The sequence below is a fragment of the Streptomyces sp. NPDC051940 genome (assembly GCF_040680895.1).
Taxonomy (GTDB): Bacteria; Actinomycetota; Actinomycetes; order Streptomycetales; family Streptomycetaceae; genus Streptomyces.
This window is the reverse complement of record NZ_JBFAXR010000130.1, coordinates 1-23,589: the sequence shown is the minus strand read 5'-3', so window position 1 is coordinate 23,589 and position 23,589 is coordinate 1. Positions and strand designations below refer to the sequence as shown.

The window sequence follows — 23,589 nt, the reverse complement described above, 5'->3', positions numbered from 1 at the left end:
TATCCGACGCCGTAACCCTCTCAGCGCGAACCCGGATGGTGCCGCGGGGGTGCATATCCGCCGCGGCACCTTTGTGTTCGGATCCAGCCGGCTATGCACATCCACCGGGTTCCTGCGCGACGCATTGACGGTGGACCAGTCCAACGATAACTTCCGGCATCAGTGTTGGACTGGTCCAACGAAACAACCTGACAAGTCTGTTGGACCAGTCCAACAGAAAGGACACCGATGCCGAAGCTGACCATCCGGGATATAGCCCTCCTCGCCGGGCTCTCCAAGTCGACCGTGTCGCTGGTGCTCAACAACAGCCCGAAGGTCGATCCGGAGACCCGCCGCCGGGTGCTGGATGTGATGCGCCGGCACAACTACGTGCCCAGCTTCGCCGCCACCGCGCTGGCCCGCGGGAACACCGGCCTCATCGGCATGATCGTCCCCGGCCTGACCTGGCGCTTCATGGCCAACATCAACTACGGCGTGGCCAAGGTGGTCGAGGGCACCAAGTACGAGATCGTCCTGTTCACCAGCACCAACGAGCAGGACTACGGCGGGGTCGTCGACCGCATCCTCAGCTCGGGCCTGTGCGCCGGACTGCTGGTCGTCAACCACCAGCAGCCGCTGGAGCCGCTGATCGAGCTCAACCGCGGCGGGCTGCCCACCGTGCTCATCGACACCCTCGGGTCGGGGCCGGCCACCGAGCTGAGCTCGGTGAGCGCCGACCACTACGCCGGCGGGCTCGCCGCGGGCCGCCATCTGACCGGGCTGGGGCACCGCCGGATCGCCAGCATCCTCGGTCCCACCGACCACCCGTACGTCCAGGAGCGGCTGCGCGGGCTGCGCGACGCCATGCGGGAGGCGGGCGTCGAGCCGGATCCGGGCCTCGAGGCCGAGACCGGCTTCCACGCCGAGCTCGTGCGCTCCCGTACCCGTGAGCTCCTCGCCCTGCCGACGGACCGCAGGCCCACGGCGTTCTTCGCCTTCCACGACCCGGCGGCCTATCTGGTGCTGGACGAGATCGCGGCGAGCGGCCTGCGCGCGCCCGAGGACGTCTCGGTGGTCGGCTTCGACGACATCGACGCCTCGTCCCACGTACGGCCTGCCCTCACCACCGTCCGCCAGCCGTTCACGGACATGGGCCGCCACGCGGCCGCCACGCTGCTGCGCGACCTCGAACCCGCCGACGACACGGAAGGGGAGACCCACCTCGTCCTGCCCACCGAACTGATCGTCCGGGACAGCACGGGAGCCGTCCCGGCCGGCGCCTGAATTTCACCCACCCACCCCGGACCCTGAATTCCCCCCGCAACGCCTCAATTCTGGTGGAGCCGCAGCACGGAGCAGTAGAGCGCCGTGCCCACCATTCCCGAAAGGGCTGGTCCATGAGGCATTTCAGAATTCCCCGTAGAAAGCCCGTTTCGATATTCGCCGTCCTGCTCCTCGCCGCTGTCGGTCTCCAGGCGGCACCCCCCTCGGCCGCCAAGGCGAAGGCGGCGGACACGGTCGAGATCATGCCCGCGGACCCGCTGCCCGCCTTCAACCAGTTGAAGGGCACCCCCGCCCCGCAGACGCAGATCGTGCCGGTGTCCGGCAACAGCAACTTCAGCCAGGCACTGCAGATCACCACGACGGCGGGTCCGGTCAGCGCCGGCCTGGACGGCGAGTACGAGATCGCGCTCGGCGCCGAGACCGCCGTCGCCGTCAAGGCGAACGACGCGGCAGTCGCCACCTTCTGGGCCCGCTCCATCACCCCCGCCGCGGGCCAGGACGCCGGGTACGCCACCTTCCTCTTCGAACGGGACGGCGGTTCGTACAAGAAGTCCGCCAACGCGCCGGTCCGCTTCACCGGCACCTGGCAGAAGTTCGAGTTCCCGTTCCGGATCGCCGAGGACTACGCGCCCGGCGACGCGCATGTGCAGTTCTGGCTCGGCTACGGCGCCCAGACCTTCCAGGTCGCCGGGGTTTCGGTGCGGAACTGGGGCGCGGGCGACCCGGCCGGCTACCCGGCCGTCACCTACCCGGGCCGCGAACCGAACGCCGCCTGGCGCACCGCCGCGGCGCAGCGCATCGACCAGTACCGCAAGGGCGACCTCAAGGTGAACGTGGTCGACGCCGACGGCAACCCGCTGCCCGCCGCCCAGGTCACGGCGGACATGCAGAAGCACGCGTTCGGCTTCGGCACCGCCGTGGACGCGGCGACGATGATGCAGAGCACGACGGACGGGCAGAAGTACCGCGCCGTCGTCACCGGCGGCAACTTCAACCAGGTCACGTTCGGCAACAACCTGAAGTGGCGCAACCACTGGGAGAACCTCACCGAGCGCGAGACGCTCACCAAGCCCACCCTCACATGGGTGCGCGAACAGGGCCTGGCCTTCCGCGGCCACAACCTGCTGTGGCCCTCCTGGGGCCAACTGCCGCCCGACGTGTACGACCTGCGCGACGACAAGACCGCCCTGCGGACCCGCGTCGACAACCACATCACCGAAGAGGCCGGCATGCTCACCGGCTCGATCGACACCTGGGACGTGGTCAACGAGCCGTACTCCGAGCACAACCTGCAGGACATCATGGGCCCGGACGAGATCAACCGCTGGTTCGTGCTGGCCAAGCAGGCCGACCCCAAGGCCAGGCTGGTGCTCAACGACTACGACCTGATCGAGGACAACGGCTGGAACAAGCGGCACCAGGACTACTTCTACAACCTGGCCGAGCGGATCAAGACGTACGCCAACGGCTACCCGATCGAGGGCATCGGCCTGGAGAGCCACTTCACCGGGCTGCAGCCCACCCCGCCGGAGGACCTCTACACCCTGCTGAACCGCTTCGCCGGGCTCGGCCTGCCGCTGGAGGCCACCGAGTTCGACATGGTCACCACCGACGAGCAGCTGCAGGCCGACTACACCCGTGACTTCCTCACCATGCTGTTCAGCCATCCGAAGGTCACCGCGATCAGCACCTTCGGCGTCTGGGAGCGCAACGCCTGGAACCCGCTGGTGGCGCTCTACCGGGCCGACTGGTCCCTCAAGCCCAACGGCCAGGTGTGGCAGGACCTGGTGACCGACCAGTGGTGGACGAACGCCCAGGGCACCACCAACAGCACCGGCAGCTGGACCACCCGCGGCTTCCTCGGCGACTACGTCGTCACCGTGACCGCCAACGGCGCCACCGAGAAGGTGCACGTCCGGATGCCCGCCAACACCGGCAAGACGATCACCGTCGTCGCCGACGGCAAGGCGTCCGACGACAAGAACCTGCTGGCCAACGCGGACGCGGAGCTGGGCAGCGCCAACTGGTACGGCTTCAGCCCCAGCACCGTGCAGCCGGACACCACCACCGTGCACGCGGGCGCGACGGCGGTGCGCTCCACCGGCCGCACCGCCGAATGGCAGGGCCCCGCCGAGGGCGTGACCGTCGCCTCCGGGCAGAGCTACACCTCCAGCGCCTGGGTCCGCCTCGGCGCGGGCAACCCCACCACCGCCCAGATCAAGCTCAAGCTGAGCTACACCGACGGCACCTCGGAATCGATCCCGCTCGCCTCCGCCCCGGTCTCCACGGGCGCCTGGACCGAGCTGAAGACGGCCGCCCCCGTGACTCTCGGCCACACCAAGACCCTGGCCAAGGCCGAGTGGTGGCTCAGCACCACCTCGGGCACCGGCGACCTGCTCATCGACGACGCATCGCTCAAGAACGGAGCGTAGAGAATATGTCCCCCATCAGCAGACGAGGCTTCCTCACCGCCTCGGCCGCCCTCACCGGCTCCGCCGCCCTCGGCGGACTGACCGCCTGCAGCGGCGACTCGTCCGACTCCAACCCGCCGGGCACCAAGACGATCACCCACTGGGACTGGTACCTCAGCCAGGAGCCGTGGCTGCAGAACGAGATAGCCCTCTTCGAGAAGAAGCACCCGAAGATCAGGATCAAGCGGACGGTCCAGGTCAGCGACAAGTACCCCGACCTGATCAATCTGGCCTTCCGGGGCGGCAACGCACCCGACTTCTTCATGATGCCCTCCACCCCGGCCTTCACCGACCAGGTGGCGCAGGGCTGGGCGCGGCCGCTGAACGACAAGGCCACCGAGCAGTGGCAGTCGCGCTTCCCGGAGAACAACTTCTTCGACGGCGTGAACATGGCCGGCGGCAAGATCTACAGCGCCCCCTTCGGCGGCGCGGCGCCCTGGCTGCAGCTCTACGTCCACAACGGACTGTTCAAGGAGGCCGGCCTCACCAACCCCGACGGCAGCGTCAAGATCCCCAAGACGTGGGACGACGTGACCCGCGCGGCCGCGGCCATCACCGCGAAGAGCGGCGGCAAGGCGTACGGCATCGGCTTCGGCAACGCACAGAGCGCCACCCTGCCCTGGTGGATCGAGCTGTTCGTCCGCGGCGCCGGCTCCCCGGCCGGATACGGCACGGACGGCCCCGACTACCGGGTCGGCAAGTGGACGTTCGGCTCGGACCGCAACTACACCGACTTCCTCAGCCTGCTGCTGGAGTGGAAGAAGAAGGGCTACGTCTACCCCAGCTCGATGAGCATCGGCGACGAACAGGCCCGGGCCTTCTTCGAGCGCGGCAAGTTCGGCATGACGGTGGGCGGCGTGTGGAACCAGCCCGCCTGGGCCGAGCACCGCTTCTCCGACTACAGCCTGACCACCCTCCCCTCGCCCACCGAGACCCCGAAGGCGTTCTTCTACTACCCGCCCGGCGGCCGGGTCTGGGCACTGTCGCAGAAGACGAAGGCCGCCGACGAGGCCTGGGAGTGGTTCGACCACCTGCACAGCCCCGAGGCGGGACAGCGCTGGGTCGAGGCGGGCCAGGGCCTGTCCGTGTTCCCCGAGGCGAACGAGCGGGCCAAGGTGGCGTCGGAGCAGTTCCAGCAGTTCGTCGACACCCGGAAGTACGCCATGACGTGGCCGGTGCCCGCGATCCGCAACCCCGAGGTCTCCAAGGTCGTGCTGCCGGCTGTCAAGCCGGACCTGCCCGACGTCGTCACCGGCCTGTACACCGGCCAGCTGAAGGACATGGCCTCGGCGCTCACCGAGCTGGAGGACCGCCGCAACAAGGCCCTCGCCGACGGCGTGAAGGACGCCCAGGCCAAGGGCGCGAAGGTGAGCCTGGAGGACTGGGTCTTCGCCGACTGGGACCCCACCAAGCCCTATCAGAACAAGCAGGCCTGACCGTATGCCCGTTCTCGACACCGTACCCAGCCCCGCCCGGTCCCGGCGGTCCGCGTCCCCTGCGACGCGGCCGCCGCGGGCCGGGCTGCGGGCCCGGGTGAGCGCGAACAGGTGGAGCTACGTCTATCTGCTCCCCCTGCTCGCGCTGCTGCTGACCTTCGTCGTCTACCCGATCTTCGGTTCGCTCGTCTACACCTTCTACCGCTGGAACGGCATCGGCGACCCCACCGACTTCGTGGGCCTGGACAACTTCCGGCAGATCATGGTCGACTCGATCTTCTGGGACTCCGTCGCCCACACCTTCGTCTACGCCCTCGTCGTGGTCCCGGTGCAGCTGGTCATCGCCCTCGCGCTGGCGCTGGTGCTGAACAACAGGAAGCTGCGCTTCTCCGCGTTCTACCGCACCCTGTTCTTCCTGCCCGTCGTCACCTCGCCGGCGGTGGTCGGCGTCGTCATCCAGCTGATGCTGTCCAACTTCGGCGAAACGCTGAACGGATGGCTGCTCGACGCCCACGTCATCGACACCCCCGTCGACTGGCTCGGCAGCCCCAGGATCGCGATGGGCATCATCATCGCGGTCGGCGTCTGGCAGACCCTCGGCTACAACCTCGTCTACTTCCTCGCCGGGCTGCAGACCATCCCCGAGGAGGTCAACGAGGCCGCGAAGATCGACGGAGCCGGCCGGATCCGGGCGTTCGTCCACATCACCGTGCCGATGCTGCGGCCGGTGGGGCTGATGATCGTGATACTGGCGTTCATCGGCTCGTTCCAGGTCTTCGACATCGTCCAGGTGCTGACCGGCGGCGGCCCCTACTTCGGCACCGAGGTCGTCAACACCTACATCTACCACCTCGCCTTCGGCGGCAACGAGGCCGCGGCCACCCAGCCGAACGTCGGGCTCGCCTCCGCCGCCTCCTTCTTCTACGGGGTGCTGCTCATCGGCTTCTCCGTGGTGCAGGTGCTGATCTTCCGTTCCCTCGCCAAGCGCCGCGCCGCGGGCCGGGCCTGACACTTCCGGGAGGTATCCATGGCCGTACTCACCGCCCGCCCCGCCGTCCGCCGGCGCCCGCCCCGCGCGGCGCGGCGCCGGGCCGGACGCTCGCTCACCCATGTGCTGCTGCTCGTCGGCGGGCTGCTGTGGCTGTTCCCGTTCCTGTGGACCCTGGGCAGCTCCTTCAAGAGCCCCGACGGGTTCTTCGACCAGGGCCTGAACCCCGTTCCCGACGGGGTGCACGGCTCGAACTACACCAGCGCCTGGGAGGAGGCGTCCTTCGGCTCGTACTTCCTGAACACCGTGGTGGTGGCCGGCGGGGCGGTGGTGCTCACCCTGCTGGCCACCTCGATGGCCGGCTACGTGCTGGCCCGTACCGACTTCCCCGGCCGCAAGGCGGTCATCGGGCTGGTCTCGGTGACCCTCTTCCTGCCGCACGGCTACACGATCATCCCGATCTTCGACATCGTGCGGGGGCTCGGACTGCTCGACACCCTGTGGTCGGTGATCATCGTGCAGTCGTCCAGCAGCCTGGTCTTCGCGACCTTCCTGTTCATGGGCTACTTCTCCACCATGGACCGGGAGATCGAGGACGCCGCCAGGGTCGACGGCGCCAACTTCCACCAGACGTTCTGGCGGGTGATGCTGCCCCTGTCCGGCCCGATGCTGGCCACCGTCGGGCTGTTCACCTGCATCAGCGCCTGGAACAGCTTCTTCATCCCGCTCGTGTTCACCCTGTCCAAGCCCGAACTGCACACGCTGCCCGTCGGCATGTACTCCTTCATCGGCCAGAACTCCACCGACTGGACGTTCCTGTGCGCGGGGTCCGTGATCTCGCTCGTCCCGATCGTCGTGGTGTTCCTGCTGCTGCAGCGCTACTTCGTCAACGGCCTGGCCGGCGCGGTCAAGGGTTGAGCCGCCGTGGTCAAGGGACAACCGGAGGGCTCCACCGTGTCCGTCCGCCTCGCCGTCCTCGGCTTCTGGCACGTCCACGCCCGCGACTACGCCCGCGAGTCCGCGGCACACCCCGACACCGAGACCGTCGCCGTCTGGGACGACGACACCGGACGCGGCCGCCGGTGGGCCGCGGACCTCGGCGCCGACTTCCATCCGGACCTCGGCGGGCTGCTCGCCCGTGACGACATCGACGCCGTCGTCGTCACCTGCGCCACCACCGCGCACCGGGACGTCATCACCGCAGCCGCGGCCGCCGGCAAGCACGTCTTCACCGAGAAGGTCCTCGCCCCCACACTTGCCGAGTGCCAGGAGATCACCCAGGCCGCGGAGCGCGCCGGCACCGTGCTGATGCTCGCCCTGCCCCGGTTGTACGACGGCTACACCGCCGCCATCCGCCGGGTGCTGGCCGAGGGGACGCTGGGCCGCCTCACCACGGTCCGGGTACGCCTGGCCCACGACGGGGCGCTCGAACCGGGCTGGCTGCCCGAGCACTTCTACGATCCGGCCGACACGGCCGGCGGGGCGCTCATCGACCTCGGATGCCATCCCATGTACCTGGCCCGGCTGTTCCTCGGCCGGCTGCCCGACACGGTGTCCTCGGGCTTCGGCCACCTCACCGGACGCGCCGTCGAGGACACCGCGGTCGCGGTGCTGGGCTGCGCCGACGGTGCCCTCGGCATCGTCGAGGCCGGATTCGCCGCTGCCCGCTCGCCGTTCACCGTCGAGCTCCACGGCACCCGCTCCACCCTGCTCTACGGCACCCCCGAGCCCCGGCTGCTGCTCGCCGCCGAGGGCGGCGGCTGGCAGGAGCTCGACGTACCCGCCGGTGCCGGCACGCCCTTCGAGCACTTCGTCCGCCATATCCAGGACGGCACCCGGCCCGAGGAGAACCTCGCGCTCGGGCTCGACCTCACCCGGCTGATGGAGGCCGCCTACGCCTCCGCCCGCACCGGGGCCGCCGTCCACGTCACGGGAGGAACCCGCGTATGACCGTGTCCATCGGGCTGATCGGGTGCGGGAACATATCCCGCGCCCACCTCCGGGGCTATACAGCCGTCCCGGACCTGGCCCGGGTCACCGCCGTCGCCGACACCGACCCGGCCGCCGCCGCCGAACGGGCCGGACAGGCCGGCGGCGCCCGGGTGTTCACCGACTACCGGCAGCTGATCGAGGAGGCCGACACCGACGCCGTCGACATCTGCCTCCCGCACCATCTGCACGCCGACGCCGTGATCGCCGCGGCGAAGGCCGGCAAACACATCCTGTGCGAGAAGCCCCTGTGCCTGACCGAGGCGGAGGCCGAGCGGATCGCCGACGCGGTCCGGGACGCGGGCGTCACCCTGATGTGCGCGCACAGCCAGCTCACACTCCCCGCGGTCGCCCGCGCCCGCGAACTGCTCGACGAGGGCGCGCTCGGCGCGGTGTACGAACTGCGCACCACCGACAGCTTCTTCAACGACTTCGACCCGTCGACCATGGGCTGGCGGGCCGACGCCGCGACCAGCGGAGGCGGCGAGCTGATCGACACCGGCTACCACCCGGCGTATCTGCTGCTGCACCTCGCGGACAGCCGGCCGGTGTCCGTCACGGCGATGCTCAGCCGGCACCGGCTGGAGTTCATGGAGGGCGAGGACTCCGCCCGGGTGCTGGTGCGCTTCGCGAGCGGTGCCGTGGGCGAGATCGTCACCAGCTGGGCGTACGAGGCGCCGCCGTTCAGCGAGAAGTTCTCGGTGGTGGGGGAGCGGGGCAGCCTGTGGAGCGACGGCCGGACGCTGCACCACAAGCCGCGCGGTGAGGCCGCGACGGCGGTGGACTTCCCGCCTGTCGACGCCGTGCCCGCCGTGTGCGCCGACTTCGCGGCCCGCCTGACCTCCGGTGAACGGCCCCCGCACACCGAGGCGGAGGGCGCCGACGTCCTGCGGATGATCCTCGCGGCCTACCGGTCCGCGGCCGAGGAGCGGGAGGTGGCGCTGTGACCGGCTACACCATGGACGACTTCGGCTTCGATCTGCGCCGGGGTGTCGCCGACACGCTGTGGACCACCAGCGGCTTCTCGACGGTGGCCCTGGCACCGGGCACCGTGCTCGGCGCCGGGGCCTGCTTCGCCCCGCCGCTGGCCGCCCCGCAGGCGCGGCTCGCCGTGGCGCTGGAGGCGGACGGGGTACGGATCGGGGACACCGGTGCGCCCGGTATCGCGGGCGGAGGGCTGCTGCTGGCCGGCGGTACCTGGCGCCTGGACGGGATCGAGCGCAGGGGTACGTACCACCGCAGGCACGAGGGCCGGCTGGTCTCGCTTGAGGTGGTCAGCACGCTGACGCCGCTGCACGGCGTCGCCGGGTACGCGCTGCAGGTGAGCGTCGCCAACCGCTCCGGACGCGCGGTGCGCGTACGGCTGCTGCCCGAGTTGGCGTCGGGACCGGTGGGGCGGGTGCCGCTGAGCGACTGGGGATGGATGCCGCCGGAGCCCGGGACCGCGACCGACCCCGAGCTGGTGCACGGCACGCTGGAAGCCGACATCCCGGCCTCCGGCGCCGCCGTGTTCACCCTGGCCGTACTCCTGGCCGGACCGCGCCCGGGCGGCACCCCCCGCGACTGGGCCGAGGAGTCGCGCGCCCGTACCGCCGCCCGCGTCGCCGCGGCGCTGGAGCGGGTGCCCCGGCTGATCACCGACATCCCCGGACTCGACGCCTACTACCGGCGCTCCCTGGCCAGCGGACTGGTCTGCCTGTGGGACAACCCCGCGTTCGCCACCGTCCCGTTCGTCGCCACCTCCGGCATCGACGGCGGCGCCCTGTGCGCCTACGCCTGGGACACCGGCGGCTACGCACCCCACACCCTGGCCCTGATGCTCCGCGGCACCGCCGGCGGGCTGCTGGAGTCGATGGCCAAGGCCGACCTCACCGACCACTACGCCATCGCCCCCGACGGCACCGGCACCGGTGTCGCGTACGCCTACAGCGGCTGGTCCCTCGTCACGCTGGCCCACGCCGCGGCCTGCCACGACGGCATCGCCCCGGACCTGGTGACCCGGCTGCACGAGACGGAGGAGCAGTTGGCGGCGCGCTTCGCGGTGCACGGGGAGCTGCGCGACTACGGCTCGCAGCAGAACCTGCTCGAAATGCGCAGCACCGGCTGGGAGCACCTGGTCGCCAGCCCCAACGCCGAACGCGCCACCAGCCTGCGGCTGCTCGCCGAGCTCGCCGAGACCGCGGGCGCCCCGCTCCCGGCGGCCGGTCTGCGCGCCCGCGCCGACCGCATCCTCGGCGCGGTGGCCGCCGAGCTGTGGGACGAGGAGGCGGGCTGGTTCCGCAGCCGCTACCCCGACGGCCACACCGAACTCGCCTACTCCATCCAGGCCTACGACGCGCTGCGCGCCGGGGCGTGCACCCCGCGGATGGCGGCGGCGCTGCTGTCCCATCTGCGGGACGGCGCCTTCCTCGGCCCGTACGGCGTGAGCAGCGTCTCCGCCGAGGACGGCCGGCACTACGAGCTCGGCGACGTCGACTGGTCCGGCGGCGGCGCCTACACCGGGGAGGCGCCGCAGCTCGCCCTCACCCTGTGGGAGCGCGGCGAACCGCGCCTCGCCTGGGACGTGCTGTCCCGGGTGCTGTGGATGGGCGGGCACTTCCCGTACTACCCGCAGGACCACTACTGCGACCGGCCCGCCGCCCCGCCGCGCGGCCGGCGCGCCAACGTGATCGCGGGCCTGACCGGCGCGGAGGCGGTGCTCACCGGGCTGGCCGGACTGCGGCCGCGGCCGGACGGGGCGCTGGAGCTGGCCCCGCCGCACTGGCTGCCCGGTGCGGTGGAGCTGCGCGGGCTGCGCTACCGCGGGCGGGAGGTCGACGTGCGGCTGGCCGGCGGGCATGTGACGGCCGCGGTGGACGGCGGTCCCGTCCACTCGGGACCGCCGTCCGGATCGGTCGCGATCATCGGGCCTACTGCGGAATGCGGACGACATCCTTGATCTCGACGGCGGCGCCGGTCGCGAACGAGCGGTTCGCGGCCAGGCCCGTCGCCAGGGCGAGCGCCCCGTCGACCGCGTTCGCCGCCGTGGCCGCGCCCTCGCCGTCGAACAGGGCGCGCAGCAGCCGGGCGTCCGCGCCGCCGTGCCCCTCGTGGTCGAAGGCGGGGATCTCCACCTCGCGCGGCGGCTCCCACAGCGGGCGCACCAGGATCCGCGCCCCGCCCGCGTTGACCATCGCGGTGTCGCCGTGCACCGCCCCCTTGCGGGAGGACAGCCGGGCGCCGGGCGGCTGCCAGCGGCTCTCCTCGACCTCCAGCTCCAGCCGGCCGCCGGTGCCGTTGAACATCACCCGGTAGCCCTCCCAGGGGGAGTACGCCGTCAGGTGGTACGAGAGCGAGGCGCCGGTCGAGTACTGCGCGACGACCGCCATGTCGTCCTCGATGGTGATCCCGTCGCCGAACACGTTGCGGTCCCGGTGGTAGCCGTCCGCCTCCTCGGCCTCGAGGTACAGCGCCCGCAGCCCCTCGTTGTCCTGAAGGTGCAGGGCGAACGGGTCGTCCGCCGCGGCGGCCGAACCGTGCGCCCGCTCGTACTCGCGCCGCACGCCCAGCCGCGTACCGTTCTCCCGCCCGTAGAAGGCGAGCCGGCCGACGCCGAAGACCCGCTCGGGGCGGGCGCCGAGCCACCAGTTCACCAGGTCGAAGTGGTGCCCGGCCTTGTGCACCATCAGCCCGCCGCTGTGCTCGCGCTCGCGGTGCCAGCGCCGGAAGTAGTCCGCGCCGTGCCGGGTGTCCAGCAGCCACTCGAAGTGGACGGACGTGACCTCGCCGACGGCCCCGGCCGCCAGTTCGCGGCGTACGAGCTCGTGCACGGGGCTGAAGCGGTAGTTGAACGCCACGGAGAGGTCGCCGGACGTCTCCTCGACCGTGTCGAGGATCCGGCGGCACCGTTCGGCGTCCACCGTCATCGGCTTCTCGGTCACGACCCGGCAACCGGCCCGCAGCGCGGGCACGATGTACGCGTCGTGCGTGGCGTCGACGCCGGTGACGACTACCAGCTCGATGTCCTCGGCGGCGAGCATCTTCTCGAAGCCCTCGGCCGGATACGTACGGGCCTCGGGCCGGCCGGCGGTGGTCAGGAGCGTGTTGTGGTGCGCCATGCGCACCGGGTTGGGGTCGCAGAACGCGACCAGGTCGACGTGCTCGCGGCGGGCGAGACCTTCGGTGAAGAGCTGGGCGCGGTTGCCGGTCCCGACGATCGCGGCGCGGTCCATGCGGCATCTCCCGATGGTGAGGAAAGGGGTGTGGCGGTTCAGCCCGCGCGCCGGTCCGCGGAGGGCGGGTGGCCGAAGTGGCGGCGGTAGGTGCGGCTGAAGTGGGTCAGGTCGTTGAACCCGGCCGCGTGGCAGACGTGCGTGACGGGCAGACCGGAGGCGGTGAGCAGCCGGCGGGCGAAGGCCAGCCGCCGGCTGGTGAGATGGTCCTGGAACGATATGCCCGTCGTCCGCCGGAACAGGCCGCTGAAGTGGTGCGGCGACAGGTTGGCGACGCGCGCGGCGTCCGCGAGGCTGATCGGCTCGCGGAAGTGGTGGTCGAGCCAGACGAGGGCGCGCTGCACATCGGCGCGCGCGGCCGGCCGCTCCGGCTGCCGCCCGGCGGCGGCACGGGCGACGTCGGCGAGCAGCCGCGTCAGGGTGGCGCTCAGGGCGAGCGCCGCGAGCGCGTCGGTGCGGCGGTACTCGGCCGGCATCCGGGCCACGTCCGCGGCCAGTTCCGGCAGGTGCAGCGTCGGGGTGGGGAGCAGCGCGCGCACCTCGGCGGGCAGCAGGTCGTCGGTGTAGACGATGTTGGTGATGTGCAGCGTCCCGCCGGGAACGGGCCGGACCTCGTGGAAGTCGGCGGGGGTGAGGGCCAGGGTGTCGCCAGGCCCGAGAGGCTGCCGGGAGCCGTTCAGGATGTGCTCCCCGGCGCCCTCGGTGATGTACGACAGCTCGAAGAACTCGTGCCAGTGCAGCGCCACGCCCTCCGTGAGCACCTGCTCGTGCACGGCGATGCCCCGCCCGGGGTCGAGCCAGGTGCCCGTGTCGAGGCGGGGCGGCGGCGTGCGGTCCTCACGCATTGACGTACCGGTTGGGCGCGGTGGCGCGCCCGCGGGCCAGCCACACCTGGTGGCCCTGGTTGCCCGGGGCCTCGGGGCGGATCCGGGTGGTGGCGGGCAGGTAGCGCATGGTGTAGCCGGCCCGACGGTGCGGGCTGGTGTTGGCCCGGGCGCCGTGCAGGATCCGGCCGTCGTGCAGGGAGCAGTGGCCCGGGGCCAGTTCCAGGTCGACGGCGGCGGACTCGTCGACGTCGGTCGCCTCGCTGTGGAAGAACGCCTCCTGGTCGACGACCCGGTAGGCCGGGTGGCCGGCGAGGTGGGTGCCGGGGATGACGCGCATGCAGCCGTTGTCGCGGGTGCTGGGGTCGATGGCCAGCCAGACCGTCACGATGCCCTCCTCGTTGTCCAGCCGGCCCTTCCAGTACGCGGCGTCGGAGTGCCACAGAGTGGGCGGGCCGGTGTGCGCAACCTTGCAGATGAAGCCGGACGACCAGAGCACGATGTCGGGTCCGGTGATGGGCTCCACCAGATCGAGGACGGCGTCATCGAGCAGCAGCTCCAGCAGGCGGGCGTCGCGGGTGTGGGGCATGTCCAGCTCATGGAAGATGCTGTCGCCGCGGGTGGCAAGGTGCTCTTCGAAGAGATCCCGGAGCATGCCGAACTGATCGGGTGCGAACAGCGGCCTGTCCACGGCCACGAACCCCTCGGTCTTCCACTGGTCCAGCACCGTGGTGCCCCTTCGCTCAGCCGGATGCGGTCGGGACCGACGCTATGCGGCCTGCTGCCGCAGGGCTCGGCTCCGGCACCGCCGCACTATGCGGATGTTCCGCTTGTGCGGCGGGAGGCCGGAGTCGGGGAGTTCGTCGCCGAGGTCGACTGAGCCGTCGGGGAGTTTGACGCCGAGGTCAGCGCACCCGCCCCCGGGGACGGAGCGGCCCCGGCGGCAGTTCGGGGGCGGCCAGCCGCGTCCCGTCGTAGCCGTGGACCTCGCCGAACCGGCTGCCGGTCGTCCACTCGTCGCGAGCCTGCCGGATGTCTTCGTGCGACCTGCCGATGAAGTTCCACCACATGACGATCTGCTCCTCGAACGGCACCCCGCCCAGCAGCATCAACGCGCTGTCGGTGTCGGCGCGCAGCGGCAGCTCGCGGCGCCCGCAGCCGAGGTAGAGCATGGAGCCCGGGTCCAGCCGCACGCCGTCCACCTCGGCCTGGCCGGACATGGTCAGCACCGCGTACTCGAAGTCGGGCTCCACGGGCAGCCGCGTGTCGGCGCCGGCGGCCAGCGCGATGTCGGCGCCGACCAGCGGGGTGTACGTCGTACCGGGTGAGGCGGCGCCGTCCACCTCCCCGAGGATGACGGTGGCCCGCAGCCCGCCGCCCCCGCTGAGCACGGGCAGGTCCGGGTGGTGCTCGAACGCCGGTTCCACGTTGCGGTGTTCGTCGGGCAGCGCGACCCAGAGCTGCGCGCCGTGCAGCAGCGCGGCGTGCGGGCGCGGCGACTCCTCGGAGTGCGAGATGGCCCGCCCGGAGGTCATCAGCCCCAGCTCCCGCGGCCGTACGGTCTGCAGCGAGCCGAGGCTGTCCCGGTGCAGCACCTCGCCGTCGTGCAGCCAGCTGACGGTCTGCAGCCCCATATGGGGGTGCGGGGGCACCTGCATGCCGGGTTCGTCGGCGATGTCGTCGGGCCCGTAGTGGTCGACGAAACACCAGGCGCCGACCATCCGCCGCCCCAGGTTGGGCAGCAGCCTCCGTACGACGGTGCTCTCACCGAGCGGTACGAGCCGGGGCGTCAGCAACTCCCGGACGGGCGTGCCCGCCACATCGGCGAGCCCCCCACACCTGGCCTCATCAGGACGAAGATCGAGATTGCTCATGCCCCCCAACCTACGCCCCCGCACCGGCCCCGCCGCGGAGCCCGCCCCCTCCGGCGGGCAGCCGGGTCCTACAGGCCGGCGAGGCGGCCGATGGTCCGGATCTGGTGGTCGAAGTACTCGTCGCGGGCGCTGATCACGGTGTCCAGCCGGCCGAAGGTCTCGAAGGAGACGAGGCCGAAGAGGTGCGTCCACAGGACGAGGGCGGTGGCCAGGAGGTCCTCGGGAGAGGCCGTCCCCTGCGGTGGGGAGATCTCCGCGGGCGGATGCTCGATCAGCCGGGCCAGGTCCGCGCGCAGCGCTTCGGGCAGCGGCGTGACGTCGCCCGCCGGGTGCGGTGTGCCGGCGGCGTCGTCGAAGAGGATGGCGGTCAGGGTGATCAGGACGCGTGACGCCGGGCTGACCGTGTCGGGGGGTGCGGTGTAGTCGGGCAGGGGGCTGCCGTAGATCAGGGCGTATTCGGCGGGATGCGCGAGCGCCCAGCCGCGGACGGCCCGGCACACGGCCAGCCACCGCCCCGGGGTGTCGGCGCGGGGCACGGCCCCCTCGGCCGCCTCGACGGCGTCGGCGAGCGCCTCGTAGGCGTCGGTGATCAGGGCCGTGAGCAGGGCGTCGCGGCTGGCGAAGTAGCGGTACAGGGCGGACGGTACGAGGCCGGCGTCGCGGGCCACGGCGCGCAGGGAGAGATGGGCGCCGTCGGCGGCCAGGTGACGGCGGGCGACGGCCAGGATCTCCTGGGTGATCTCTGTACGCACGCGCTCGCGGAGGTTCTTTGCGCTCACAGGGCCGATTCTCCCATACGCCGTGAACGGGGGACCGGTTTCGGAACGCTGTTCTTGACGGAAGGCGGGCGGGTGCGCGATCCTTGAATACAGAGAACAGTGTTCTCTGTAAGGATCACCGTACTCGACGAGGAGTCCTGCCATGTCCCTGCATGTGATCGTCGGCGCCGGACCGGTCGGCGCGGCCACGGCCCGGCTGCTCGCCGACCGCGGCGAGAAGGTCCGGATCGTGACCCGGAGCGGCAGCGGCCCGGACCATCCGGGCGTGGAGAAGGCGGCGGCCGACGCCGGCGACGCGGGCGCACTGAGCAGGCTCGCCGACGGGGCGGCCGCGCTGTACAACTGCGTCGGCGCCCCCTACCCGCGGTGGCAGGCCGAGCTGCCGCCGCCCGCCGCGGCGTGCCTGGCCGCCGCGCGCGCGAGCGGCGCGGTGCTGGCCACCGTGAGCAATCTCTACGGCTACGGACCGGTCGACGGCCCCATGACCGAGCAGACCCCGCAGCGCGCCACGGGCGTCAAGGGCCGCCTGCGCGCCCGGCTGTGGCGCGAGGCCCTGGCCGCGCACGAGGCGGGCGAGGTCCGGGCGACGGAGGTGCGGGGGTCGGACTATCTGGGCGCCGGTACGCAGTCGCTGTGGAGCCTGCTGGTGCTGCCCAAGGTGCTGGCCGGCGCCCGGGTGCGCGTGCCCGCCGACCTGGACGCCCCGCACAGCTGGACCTACGCCGGCGACGTGGCCCGCACCCTGGTGGCCGTCGCCGCCGACGAGCGGGCGTGGGGCCGCCCCTGGCACGTGCCCACCGCGCCCCCGCTGTCGCTGCGCGAACTCGCCGGCCGGGCCTGCGCGCTGGCCGGCGCGCAGGCCCCCCGCCTGGCCGTGATGCCGCGGGCGGTGCTGTGGCTCGGCGGGCTCCGCGACCCGCTGGTGCGTGAACTGCGCGAAACCCAGTACCAGTACCGCCGCCCCTTCGTGATGGACTCCTCGGCCGCCACCGCCGCGTTCGGCATCGAGCCCACCGCGACCGAGGACGCACTGCGCGAGATGATCGGCTGAGCCGGCCGGCACCCCCGCACCGGCCGCCACCCGACCGTCCCGTCACAGGAGGTGGTCGGCCACCAGTGCCGCGAACTCCTCCGGTGTCGCGATGCGTACGCCGAGCTCCTCGGCCTTGGCGCGCTTGGACCCCGCGCCCGCTCCGGCGACCACGAGCGAGGTGCGCTTGGAGACGCTGGAGGAGGACTTCCCTCCGGCGCGCTCGATCAGCTCGTTCATCTGGTTGCGGCCCAGCTCCGCCAGCGGGCCGCTCATGCCGCCCGTGACCACGACCGTCATCCCCGCCAGCGGGCCCGCGGCGGGCGCGTCCTCGACGTCGCCGTCGGCGGCCGGGGGAGTGGCGCCGGGTTCGGTCATGTTCACCCCGGCGGTGACCAGCTTGTCGATGACCGGGGCGAGTTCGGCCAGCTCCGCGACGATCGTGGGTGCCTTCTCCGTACCGATGCCGTCGACCTGCTGCATCGCCGCGTCGTCGGCCGCGCGTACGGCGTCCATGGTGGCGAAGTGGCGGGCGATCCGCCGCGACATCGACCGGCCGGTGCCGCGCACCCCCAGCGCGCACAGCACCCGGTTCAGCGGCCTGGCCTTGGCCTGCTCCAGGGCGGCGAGGAGGTTGTCGGCGCTGACCTCGCCCATCCGGTCCAGGCCGAGCAGCTGTTCGCGGGTGAGGGTGAACAGGTCCGCGATGTCGGTGACGAGGCCCGCGTTGACGAGCTGGACCAGCCGGGTGGCGCCGAGGCCCTCGATGTCGAGCTGGTCGCGGCCGACGGCGTAGGTGAGGGAGGCCAGCAGATGGCAGTTGCGGCCCCGCTCGCAGCGCCAGCGCTGCTCGGAGGTGTCGATGGCAGAGCCGCACTGGGGGCAGACCTCGGGGAAGGCGATGGGCTGCTCGTCGCCGGTGCGCAGGGCGACGACCGGGGCCTCGATGCGGGGGATGACGTCGCCGGCCTTGTAGACCATCACCTGGTCGCCGACGCGCAGGTCGCGGCGGGTGATGTCGGCGGGGTTGTGCAGCGTCGCGTAGGTCACGGTGGAGCCGTCGATCTCCACGGGTTCGAGCTGGGCGCGGGGCGCGATCACGCCGGTGCGTCCGACGTTCCACTCCACGCCGACGAGCTTGGTGATCTTCTCGACGGCCGGCAGCTTGTAGGCGATGGCCCACCGCGGCGCACGGCTGCCGAGTCCGGCGTCGCGCTGGTCGGCCGCGTCGTCGGCCTTGACGACGATGCCGTCGATGCCGAACGGCAGCGTGGCGCGCAGCGCGGCGATCTCCTCGACGCGGGCCAGCACCTCCTCCACCGCGGCCACCGCCGCACCCGGCACGTCCGTGGCGGCGGCGGTGTGCACGCCCAGGTCCGCGACGTACTCCATGAGTTCGCTGTGCGCCCCGGTGTGCAGCCGCTCCGCCGCCTCGGAGGGGGTCGTCGGCTGCGGCAGCAGCCCGTACGCGAAGAAGGTCATCTCCACCTGGTACGGCCGGTCCTTGGCCCGCAGGCTGCCCGCCGCGGCGCTGCGCGGATTGGAGAACGGATCGCCGCCGTGCTCGGTGCGCACCGTGTTGGCGTGCTCGAACTGCGCGCCGGTCATGAGCACCTCGCCGCGCACCTCGACGGTGACCGGCTCGGTCAGGGTGTCCGGCAGGCCGTGGATCTGGCCGACGCCGTGGGTGACGTCCTCGCCCGCCAGCCCGTCGCCCCGGGTGATCAGCTGGGTGAGCCGGCCGTGGCGGTAGCGGGCGGCGACGGCGAGCCCGTCCAGCTTGGCCTCCACGCTCCACCTCCCGACCGGGCGGTCGATGCGCCGCTCCACCCCGGCGGCCCACGCGGTGAACTGCTCGGCGGAGAAGACGTTGTCCAGCGACAGCATCGGCACGCTGTGCGGCACATCGCCGACCGCGGCGCCACCGGCGACCTTCCCGGTGGGCGACCCGGGCAGCACCTGCTCCGGATGCGCCTGCTCGTACGCGGCGATCGCCCGTACCAGATGGTCGTAGGCGTCGTCGTCGAGCGGGCTGTCCCCGTCCGCGTAGTACGCGGAGGCGGCCTGGACCGCGTCCTGGACCGCACGGGCGTACGCGGCGGTATCGGCGAGTACCGAGAGTGTCGTCATGGCCCACATCGTGCCCGGTGCCACTGACAACGCGGCCGGTGGCGCGTCGGGCGGTTCACTCCGCGCGGCCCTCGAGCATCCGCTGCAGCTCCCGCGCCGCCCGCGGCGGGGCCACGTCGCTGCGGTGCGCCAGGGCGATCGTCCGGCGCAGCCCGGGGCGGGTCAGCGGGGTGATCCGCAGGTCGGCCCCGGGCCGCTCGGCGACCATCCGCGGCACGACGGCGACGCCGAGCCCGGCCCGTACGAAACCCAGCACCGCGTCCATCTCGCCGCCCTCGACCGCGAACACGGGCTCGAAACCCTCGGCCCGGCAGGCGGCGACCGTGAGTTCGCGCAGGTCGTAGCCGTGCCGGAACATCACCAGCGGCTCGTCCCGCAGATCGGCCACGCTCACGGAGCGCCCCGGCCGCCCGCCCGGGGCGGGAGCGGCCGGGGACGAGATCACGACCAGGTCCTCCTTCAGCAGCTCCACGGTCGTGAGCGCCGGAGCGGGCGCGGGCAGCGGCAGGACGACCAGCGCCAGGTCCAGCGCGCCGCGGGCCAGCATGCGCACCAGGTCGTGCGAGCCGCCCTCCTCGATCAGCAGCTGGATGCCCGGGTAGCGGTCGTGGAAGGCCCGCAGCACGGTGGGCAGCAGCCCGGTGCAGACGCTGGGCGTGGCGCCGAGCCGCACCCGGCCGCGGCGCAGCTGCGCCAGCTCCTGCACCTCGAGCCGGGCGGTGTCGGCGTCGGCGAGGATGCGGCGCGCCAGCGGCAGCAGCGCCTCACCGGCGTCGGTGAGGGAGATGTTGCCGCGGGCGCGCAGGAACAGCTCGGCGCCCAGTTCCCGCTCCAGCGCCCGGATCTGCTGGGACAGCGACGGCTGCGCGATGTGCATCCGCTCGGCGGCCCGGGTGAAGTGCCGGGTCTCGGCGACGGCGACGAAGTACTGGAGCTGGTGGAGCTGCACGACCACCACGATAGGCGATGGCTATGGAAATGAGGTCCATCATGTCTTGGACGGATGGTGAACGGCGGCCGTAGCGTCGTTGACCATGGCACTTGCAACCAGGGCGCGGACGGACCGGCGGCCGTCCACCACCCGTATCGTCTGGGACTCGACCGTCGGGAAGAAGGCCGTGATGGCCGTGACCGGCCTGGTCATGCTGGGGTATCTGGTCGCCCACGTGATCGGCAACCTCAAGATCTTCTTCGGGCCGGACGAGTTCAACGCGTACGCCCACTGGCTGCGCGTCATGGGCGCGCCCGTCCTGCACCACGAATGGGCCCTGTGGGGCATCCGCGTCGCCCTGGTCGTCTCCGTGATCCTGCACGGCGTCACGGCGTACCAGCTGAGCCGGCGCGACATCCGCGCCCGCCCCACCCGCTACGTACACGCCCGGACCAGCTACGCCACCCGCACCATGCGCTGGGGCGGCGTGATCCTCGGGCTGTTCGTGGTGTGGCACCTGCTGGATCTGACGACCGGCACCGTGCACCCGGGATTCCGGCCCGGGCACCCGTACCAGAACGTCGTCGACACCTTCTCCACCTGGTACGGCAACGCCGTCTACATCACCGCGGTGCTCGCCATGGGCCTGCACGTCCGGCACGGCCTGTGGAGCGCGGCGCAGACCCTCGGCGTGGCGGGCGCGCGCGGCGACCGGGCGCTGCGGGCCGGCGCGAACGCCCTGGCGCTGGCCCTCACCGCGGGCTTCCTCTCCCTCCCCGTCGGCGTGATGACCGGATTGGTGGACTGACCGATGCTCCTGCACGACACCCCCGACCCCGAGCACCTCACCGCGGCCGACCCCGGCTACACCACCGGCGCCCCGATCGCCGACACCAAGGCCCCCACCGGGCCCGTCGCCGAACGCTGGGACACCCGCCGCTTCGAGGCGAAGCTGGTCAACCCCGCCAACCGCCGCCGGCACACCGTCATCGTCGTCGGCACCGGACTGGCGGGCGCCTCGGCCGGCGCCACACTCGCCGAACAGGGCTACCGCGTCGTCCAGTTCTGCTACCAGGACTCGCCGCGCCGGGCCCACTCCATCGCCGCCCAGGGCGGCATCAACGCCGCGAAGAACTACCGCAACGACGGCGACTCCGTCCACCGCCTGTTCTACGACACCGTCAAGGGCGGCGACTTCCGCGCCCGCGAGTCCAACGTCCACCGCCTGGCGCAGATCTCGGTCGAGATCATCGACCAGTGCGTGGCGCAGGGGGTGCCCTTCGCCCGCGAGTACGGCGGACTGCTCGACACCCGCTCGTTCGGCGGCGTCCAGGTCTCCCGCACCTTCTACGCCCGCGGCCAGACCGGCCAGCAGCTGCTGCTCGGCGCGTACCAGGCGCTGTCCCGGCAGATCGCGGCCGGGAACGTGGAGATGCACCCGCGCACCGAGATGCTCGACCTGATCGTCGTGGACGGCCGCGCGCGCGGCATCGTCGCCCGCGACCTGGTCACCGGCGAGATCACCACGCACGTCGCGGACGCCGTGGTCCTGGCGACCGGCGGCTACGGCAACGTCTTCCACCTCTCCACCAACGCCAAGAACTCCAACGCCACCGCGATCTGGCGTGCCCACCGCCGCGGCGCGTACTTCGCCAACCCCTGCTTCACCCAGATCCACCCCACCTGCATCCCGCGCTCCGGCGACCACCAGTCCAAGCTCACGCTGATGAGCGAGTCGCTGCGCAACGACGGCCGCATCTGGGTGCCCAAGGCGCGCGGCGACGACCGCCCGCCGGCGCGGATCCCCGAGGCCGAGCGCGACTACTACCTGGAGCGGATCTACCCGTCCTTCGGCAACCTCGTGCCCCGCGACATCGCCTCGCGCGCGGCGAAGAACGTCTGCGACGAGGGACGCGGCGTCGGCCCCGGCGGACAGGGCGTCTACCTCGACTTCGCCGACGCGATCCGCCGGCTCGGCCGGGCGACGGTCGCCGAGCGGTACGGGAACCTCTTCGAGATGTACGAGCGGATCACCGCGGAGGACCCGTACGAGGTGCCCATGCGCATCTACCCGGCGATCCACTACACGATGGGCGGCCTGTGGGTCGACTACGACCTGCAGACCACCGTCCCCGGCCTGTTCGCGATCGGCGAGGCCAACTTCTCCGACCACGGCGCCAACCGGCTCGGCGCGTCCGCGCTGATGCAGGGCCTGGCGGACGGCTACTTCATCCTGCCCGCCACCCTCAACGACTACCTCGCCCGCAACGCGGCCGCCCGGCCCGTGGACGCGGATCATCCCGCGGCCGTCGAAGCCGTGGCGGAGGTCGAGGCCCGCCTCACCCGGCTGCTGGCCGTGGACGGCGACCGCACCCCGGAGTCCTTCCACCGCGAGCTCGGCGAACTGCTCTGGGACCACTGCGGCATGGCCCGCAACGAGACGGGCCTGCGCAAGGCGCTGTCGCGCATCCCGCAGATCCGCGAGGAGTTCTGGCGGCGGATCAAGGTCCCCGGCAGCGGCGCGGAGCTCAACCAGTCGCTGGAGAAGGCCAACCGGATCGTCGACTACCTCGAACTCGCCGAGCTGATGTGCCTGGACGCCCTGCATCGCACCGAGTCCTGCGGCGGCCACTTCCGCGAGGAGTCCCAGACACCGGACGGCGAGGCCGCGCGCGACGACGAGGCGTTCGCGTACGCCGCGGCCTGGGAGTACGGCGGTGCCGCACCCGTACTCCACCAGGAGCAGCTCACCTTCGAACACGTCCACCCCACCCAGCGGAGCTACACATGAGGCTCACCCTGCGCGTCTGGCGCCAGCCGGACGCCGACGCACCCGGCGCGATGGCCACGTACGACATCGACGACATCTCACCGGACATGTCCTTCCTCGAGATGCTCGACACCCTCAACGAGCAGCTGATCCTGCGCGGCGAGGACCCCGTCGCCTTCGACCACGACTGCCGCGAGGGCATCTGCGGCGCGTGCGGCGTCGTCATCAACGGCGACGCGCACGGCCCGCAGCGCACCACCACCTGCCAGCTCCACATGAGGTCCTTCGCCGACGGCGACACGATCGACGTGGAGCCCTGGCGGGCCGGGGCGTTCCCGGTGGTGAAGGACCTGGTGGTGGACCGCTCGGCGTTCGACCGGATCATCGGCGCGGGCGGTTATGTGACCGCCCCGACCGGCTCGGCGCCGGAGGCCCACGCCACCCCGGTCCGCAAGGAGGACGCCGACTACGCCTTCGAGCACGCGGAGTGCATCGGTTGCGGCGCGTGCGTGGCGGCCTGCCCGAACGGCTCGGCGATGCTGTTCACCTCGGCGAAGGTCAACCATCTGAACGTCCTGCCGCAGGGCGCCCCGGAGCGCGGGACCCGGGTGCTGGACATGGTCGGGCAGATGGACGACGAGGGCTTCGGCGGCTGCACACTCACGGGGGAGTGCGCGACGGCGTGCCCGAAGGGCATCCCGCTGCAGTCGATCGCGTCGATGAACCGGGAGTGGCTGCGCGCGGTCCGGGCGGCGCGACGGTAGCGGGGCCGTTGCGGGCGCGCGCGGCCGCGTGGTGTGGGCTGCTGGACCGCGACCACGGGTCGCTCAACGCCCTGCTCCAGACGCCGGGCACCGCCTGGCTGCTGGAGTTCGGCTCGGCGGTGGCCGCGG

19 protein-coding genes are annotated in these 23,589 nt (G+C 72.0%); 12 read left to right on the top strand and 7 right to left on the bottom strand.

Annotation, left to right across the window (positions count from 1 at the left end):
* The first annotated feature begins 228 nt into the window (after positions 1-228).
* The 8 genes from AB0M28_RS33405 (at position 229) to AB0M28_RS33370 (ending at position 11,085) form a co-directional block, all read left to right on the top strand.
* The gene (locus tag AB0M28_RS33405; protein ID WP_365413297.1) at positions 229-1,263 is read left to right on the top strand and encodes a LacI family DNA-binding transcriptional regulator; all 1,035 of its coding nucleotides are present in this window, start codon (positions 229-231) and stop codon (positions 1,261-1,263) included.
* Between the two features lie 113 nt (positions 1,264-1,376).
* The gene (locus tag AB0M28_RS33400) at positions 1,377-3,695 is read left to right on the top strand and encodes an endo-1,4-beta-xylanase (protein WP_365413295.1); all 2,319 of its coding nucleotides are present in this window, start codon (positions 1,377-1,379) and stop codon (positions 3,693-3,695) included.
* A 5-nt stretch (positions 3,696-3,700) separates the two neighbouring features.
* Entirely contained in the window at positions 3,701-5,170 is a 1,470-nt protein-coding gene (locus AB0M28_RS33395) for a substrate-binding domain-containing protein (RefSeq protein ID WP_365413293.1), read from the top strand.
* 4 nt (positions 5,171-5,174) lie between these two features.
* On the top strand, positions 5,175-6,179 hold the full coding sequence (locus tag AB0M28_RS33390) for a sugar ABC transporter permease (RefSeq protein ID WP_365413291.1): 1,005 nt from the start codon (positions 5,175-5,177) through the stop codon (positions 6,177-6,179).
* Between the two features lie 18 nt (positions 6,180-6,197).
* On the top strand, positions 6,198-7,076 hold the full coding sequence (locus AB0M28_RS33385; RefSeq protein WP_365413290.1) for a carbohydrate ABC transporter permease: 879 nt from the start codon (positions 6,198-6,200) through the stop codon (positions 7,074-7,076).
* Positions 7,077-7,082: 6 nt separating this feature from the next.
* Positions 7,083-8,108 (top strand): Gfo/Idh/MocA family oxidoreductase, encoded by a 1,026-nt coding sequence (locus AB0M28_RS33380; RefSeq protein ID WP_365413288.1) that lies wholly within the window; start codon positions 7,083-7,085, stop codon positions 8,106-8,108.
* On the top strand, positions 8,105-9,094 hold the full coding sequence (locus AB0M28_RS33375; protein ID WP_365413286.1) for a Gfo/Idh/MocA family oxidoreductase: 990 nt from the start codon (positions 8,105-8,107) through the stop codon (positions 9,092-9,094). The genes AB0M28_RS33380 and AB0M28_RS33375 overlap by 4 nt, the downstream gene beginning before the upstream one ends.
* Entirely contained in the window at positions 9,091-11,085 is a 1,995-nt protein-coding gene (locus tag AB0M28_RS33370; RefSeq protein ID WP_365413284.1) for a hypothetical protein, read from the top strand. The genes AB0M28_RS33375 and AB0M28_RS33370 overlap by 4 nt, the downstream gene beginning before the upstream one ends.
* Here the strand turns inward: AB0M28_RS33370 and AB0M28_RS33365 are convergent.
* The 5 genes from AB0M28_RS33365 to AB0M28_RS33345 form a co-directional block, all read right to left on the bottom strand.
* A complete protein-coding gene (locus AB0M28_RS33365; RefSeq protein ID WP_365413282.1) occupies positions 11,057-12,358 on the bottom strand; it encodes a Gfo/Idh/MocA family oxidoreductase in 1,302 nt (433 codons plus the stop codon). The genes AB0M28_RS33370 and AB0M28_RS33365 overlap by 29 nt on opposite strands.
* A gap of 38 nt (positions 12,359-12,396) precedes the next feature.
* Positions 12,397-13,203: an AraC family transcriptional regulator gene (locus AB0M28_RS33360; protein ID WP_365413280.1), complete on the bottom strand. Its 807-nt coding sequence runs from the start codon at positions 13,201-13,203 to the stop codon at positions 12,397-12,399.
* Positions 13,196-13,909, bottom strand: a complete 714-nt coding sequence (locus AB0M28_RS33355; protein WP_365413278.1) for a phytanoyl-CoA dioxygenase family protein — start codon at positions 13,907-13,909, stop codon at positions 13,196-13,198. Before AB0M28_RS33355 ends, AB0M28_RS33360 begins: the two co-directional genes overlap by 8 nt.
* Before the next feature lie 178 nt (positions 13,910-14,087).
* Entirely contained in the window at positions 14,088-15,056 is a 969-nt protein-coding gene (locus AB0M28_RS33350; protein WP_365413276.1) for a pirin family protein, read from the bottom strand.
* A gap of 68 nt (positions 15,057-15,124) precedes the next feature.
* Positions 15,125-15,835 (bottom strand): TetR/AcrR family transcriptional regulator, encoded by a 711-nt coding sequence (locus tag AB0M28_RS33345; RefSeq protein WP_365413274.1) that lies wholly within the window; start codon positions 15,833-15,835, stop codon positions 15,125-15,127.
* Between the two features lie 142 nt (positions 15,836-15,977).
* Between AB0M28_RS33345 and AB0M28_RS33340 the strand changes: the two genes are divergently transcribed.
* Entirely contained in the window at positions 15,978-16,886 is a 909-nt protein-coding gene (locus tag AB0M28_RS33340) for an NAD-dependent epimerase/dehydratase family protein (protein ID WP_365413272.1), read from the top strand.
* 42 nt (positions 16,887-16,928) lie between these two features.
* Here the strand turns inward: AB0M28_RS33340 and ligA are convergent, their stop codons facing one another.
* Both ligA and AB0M28_RS33330 read right to left on the bottom strand, forming a co-directional pair.
* Positions 16,929-18,995: an NAD-dependent DNA ligase LigA gene (gene ligA, locus AB0M28_RS33335; protein ID WP_365413270.1), complete on the bottom strand. Its 2,067-nt coding sequence runs from the start codon at positions 18,993-18,995 to the stop codon at positions 16,929-16,931.
* A 55-nt stretch (positions 18,996-19,050) separates the two neighbouring features.
* Positions 19,051-19,944, bottom strand: a complete 894-nt coding sequence (locus AB0M28_RS33330; protein WP_365413268.1) for a LysR substrate-binding domain-containing protein — start codon at positions 19,942-19,944, stop codon at positions 19,051-19,053.
* An 85-nt stretch (positions 19,945-20,029) separates the two neighbouring features.
* On the opposite strand from AB0M28_RS33330, the gene AB0M28_RS33325 reads away from it, so the two are divergent.
* From AB0M28_RS33325 to AB0M28_RS33315, 3 genes are read left to right on the top strand one after another with little or no spacing between them, the layout of a single operon-like run.
* Complete coding sequence (locus AB0M28_RS33325) at positions 20,030-20,734, top strand: succinate dehydrogenase (protein WP_365413267.1); 705 nt, start codon at positions 20,030-20,032, stop codon at positions 20,732-20,734.
* A 3-nt stretch (positions 20,735-20,737) separates the two neighbouring features.
* Positions 20,738-22,717, top strand: a complete 1,980-nt coding sequence (locus AB0M28_RS33320; RefSeq protein WP_365413265.1) for a fumarate reductase/succinate dehydrogenase flavoprotein subunit — start codon at positions 20,738-20,740, stop codon at positions 22,715-22,717.
* Positions 22,714-23,460, top strand: a complete 747-nt coding sequence (locus AB0M28_RS33315) for a succinate dehydrogenase/fumarate reductase iron-sulfur subunit (protein ID WP_365413263.1) — start codon at positions 22,714-22,716, stop codon at positions 23,458-23,460. Before AB0M28_RS33320 ends, AB0M28_RS33315 begins: the two co-directional genes overlap by 4 nt.
* The last annotated feature ends 129 nt before the right edge of the window (positions 23,461-23,589 follow it).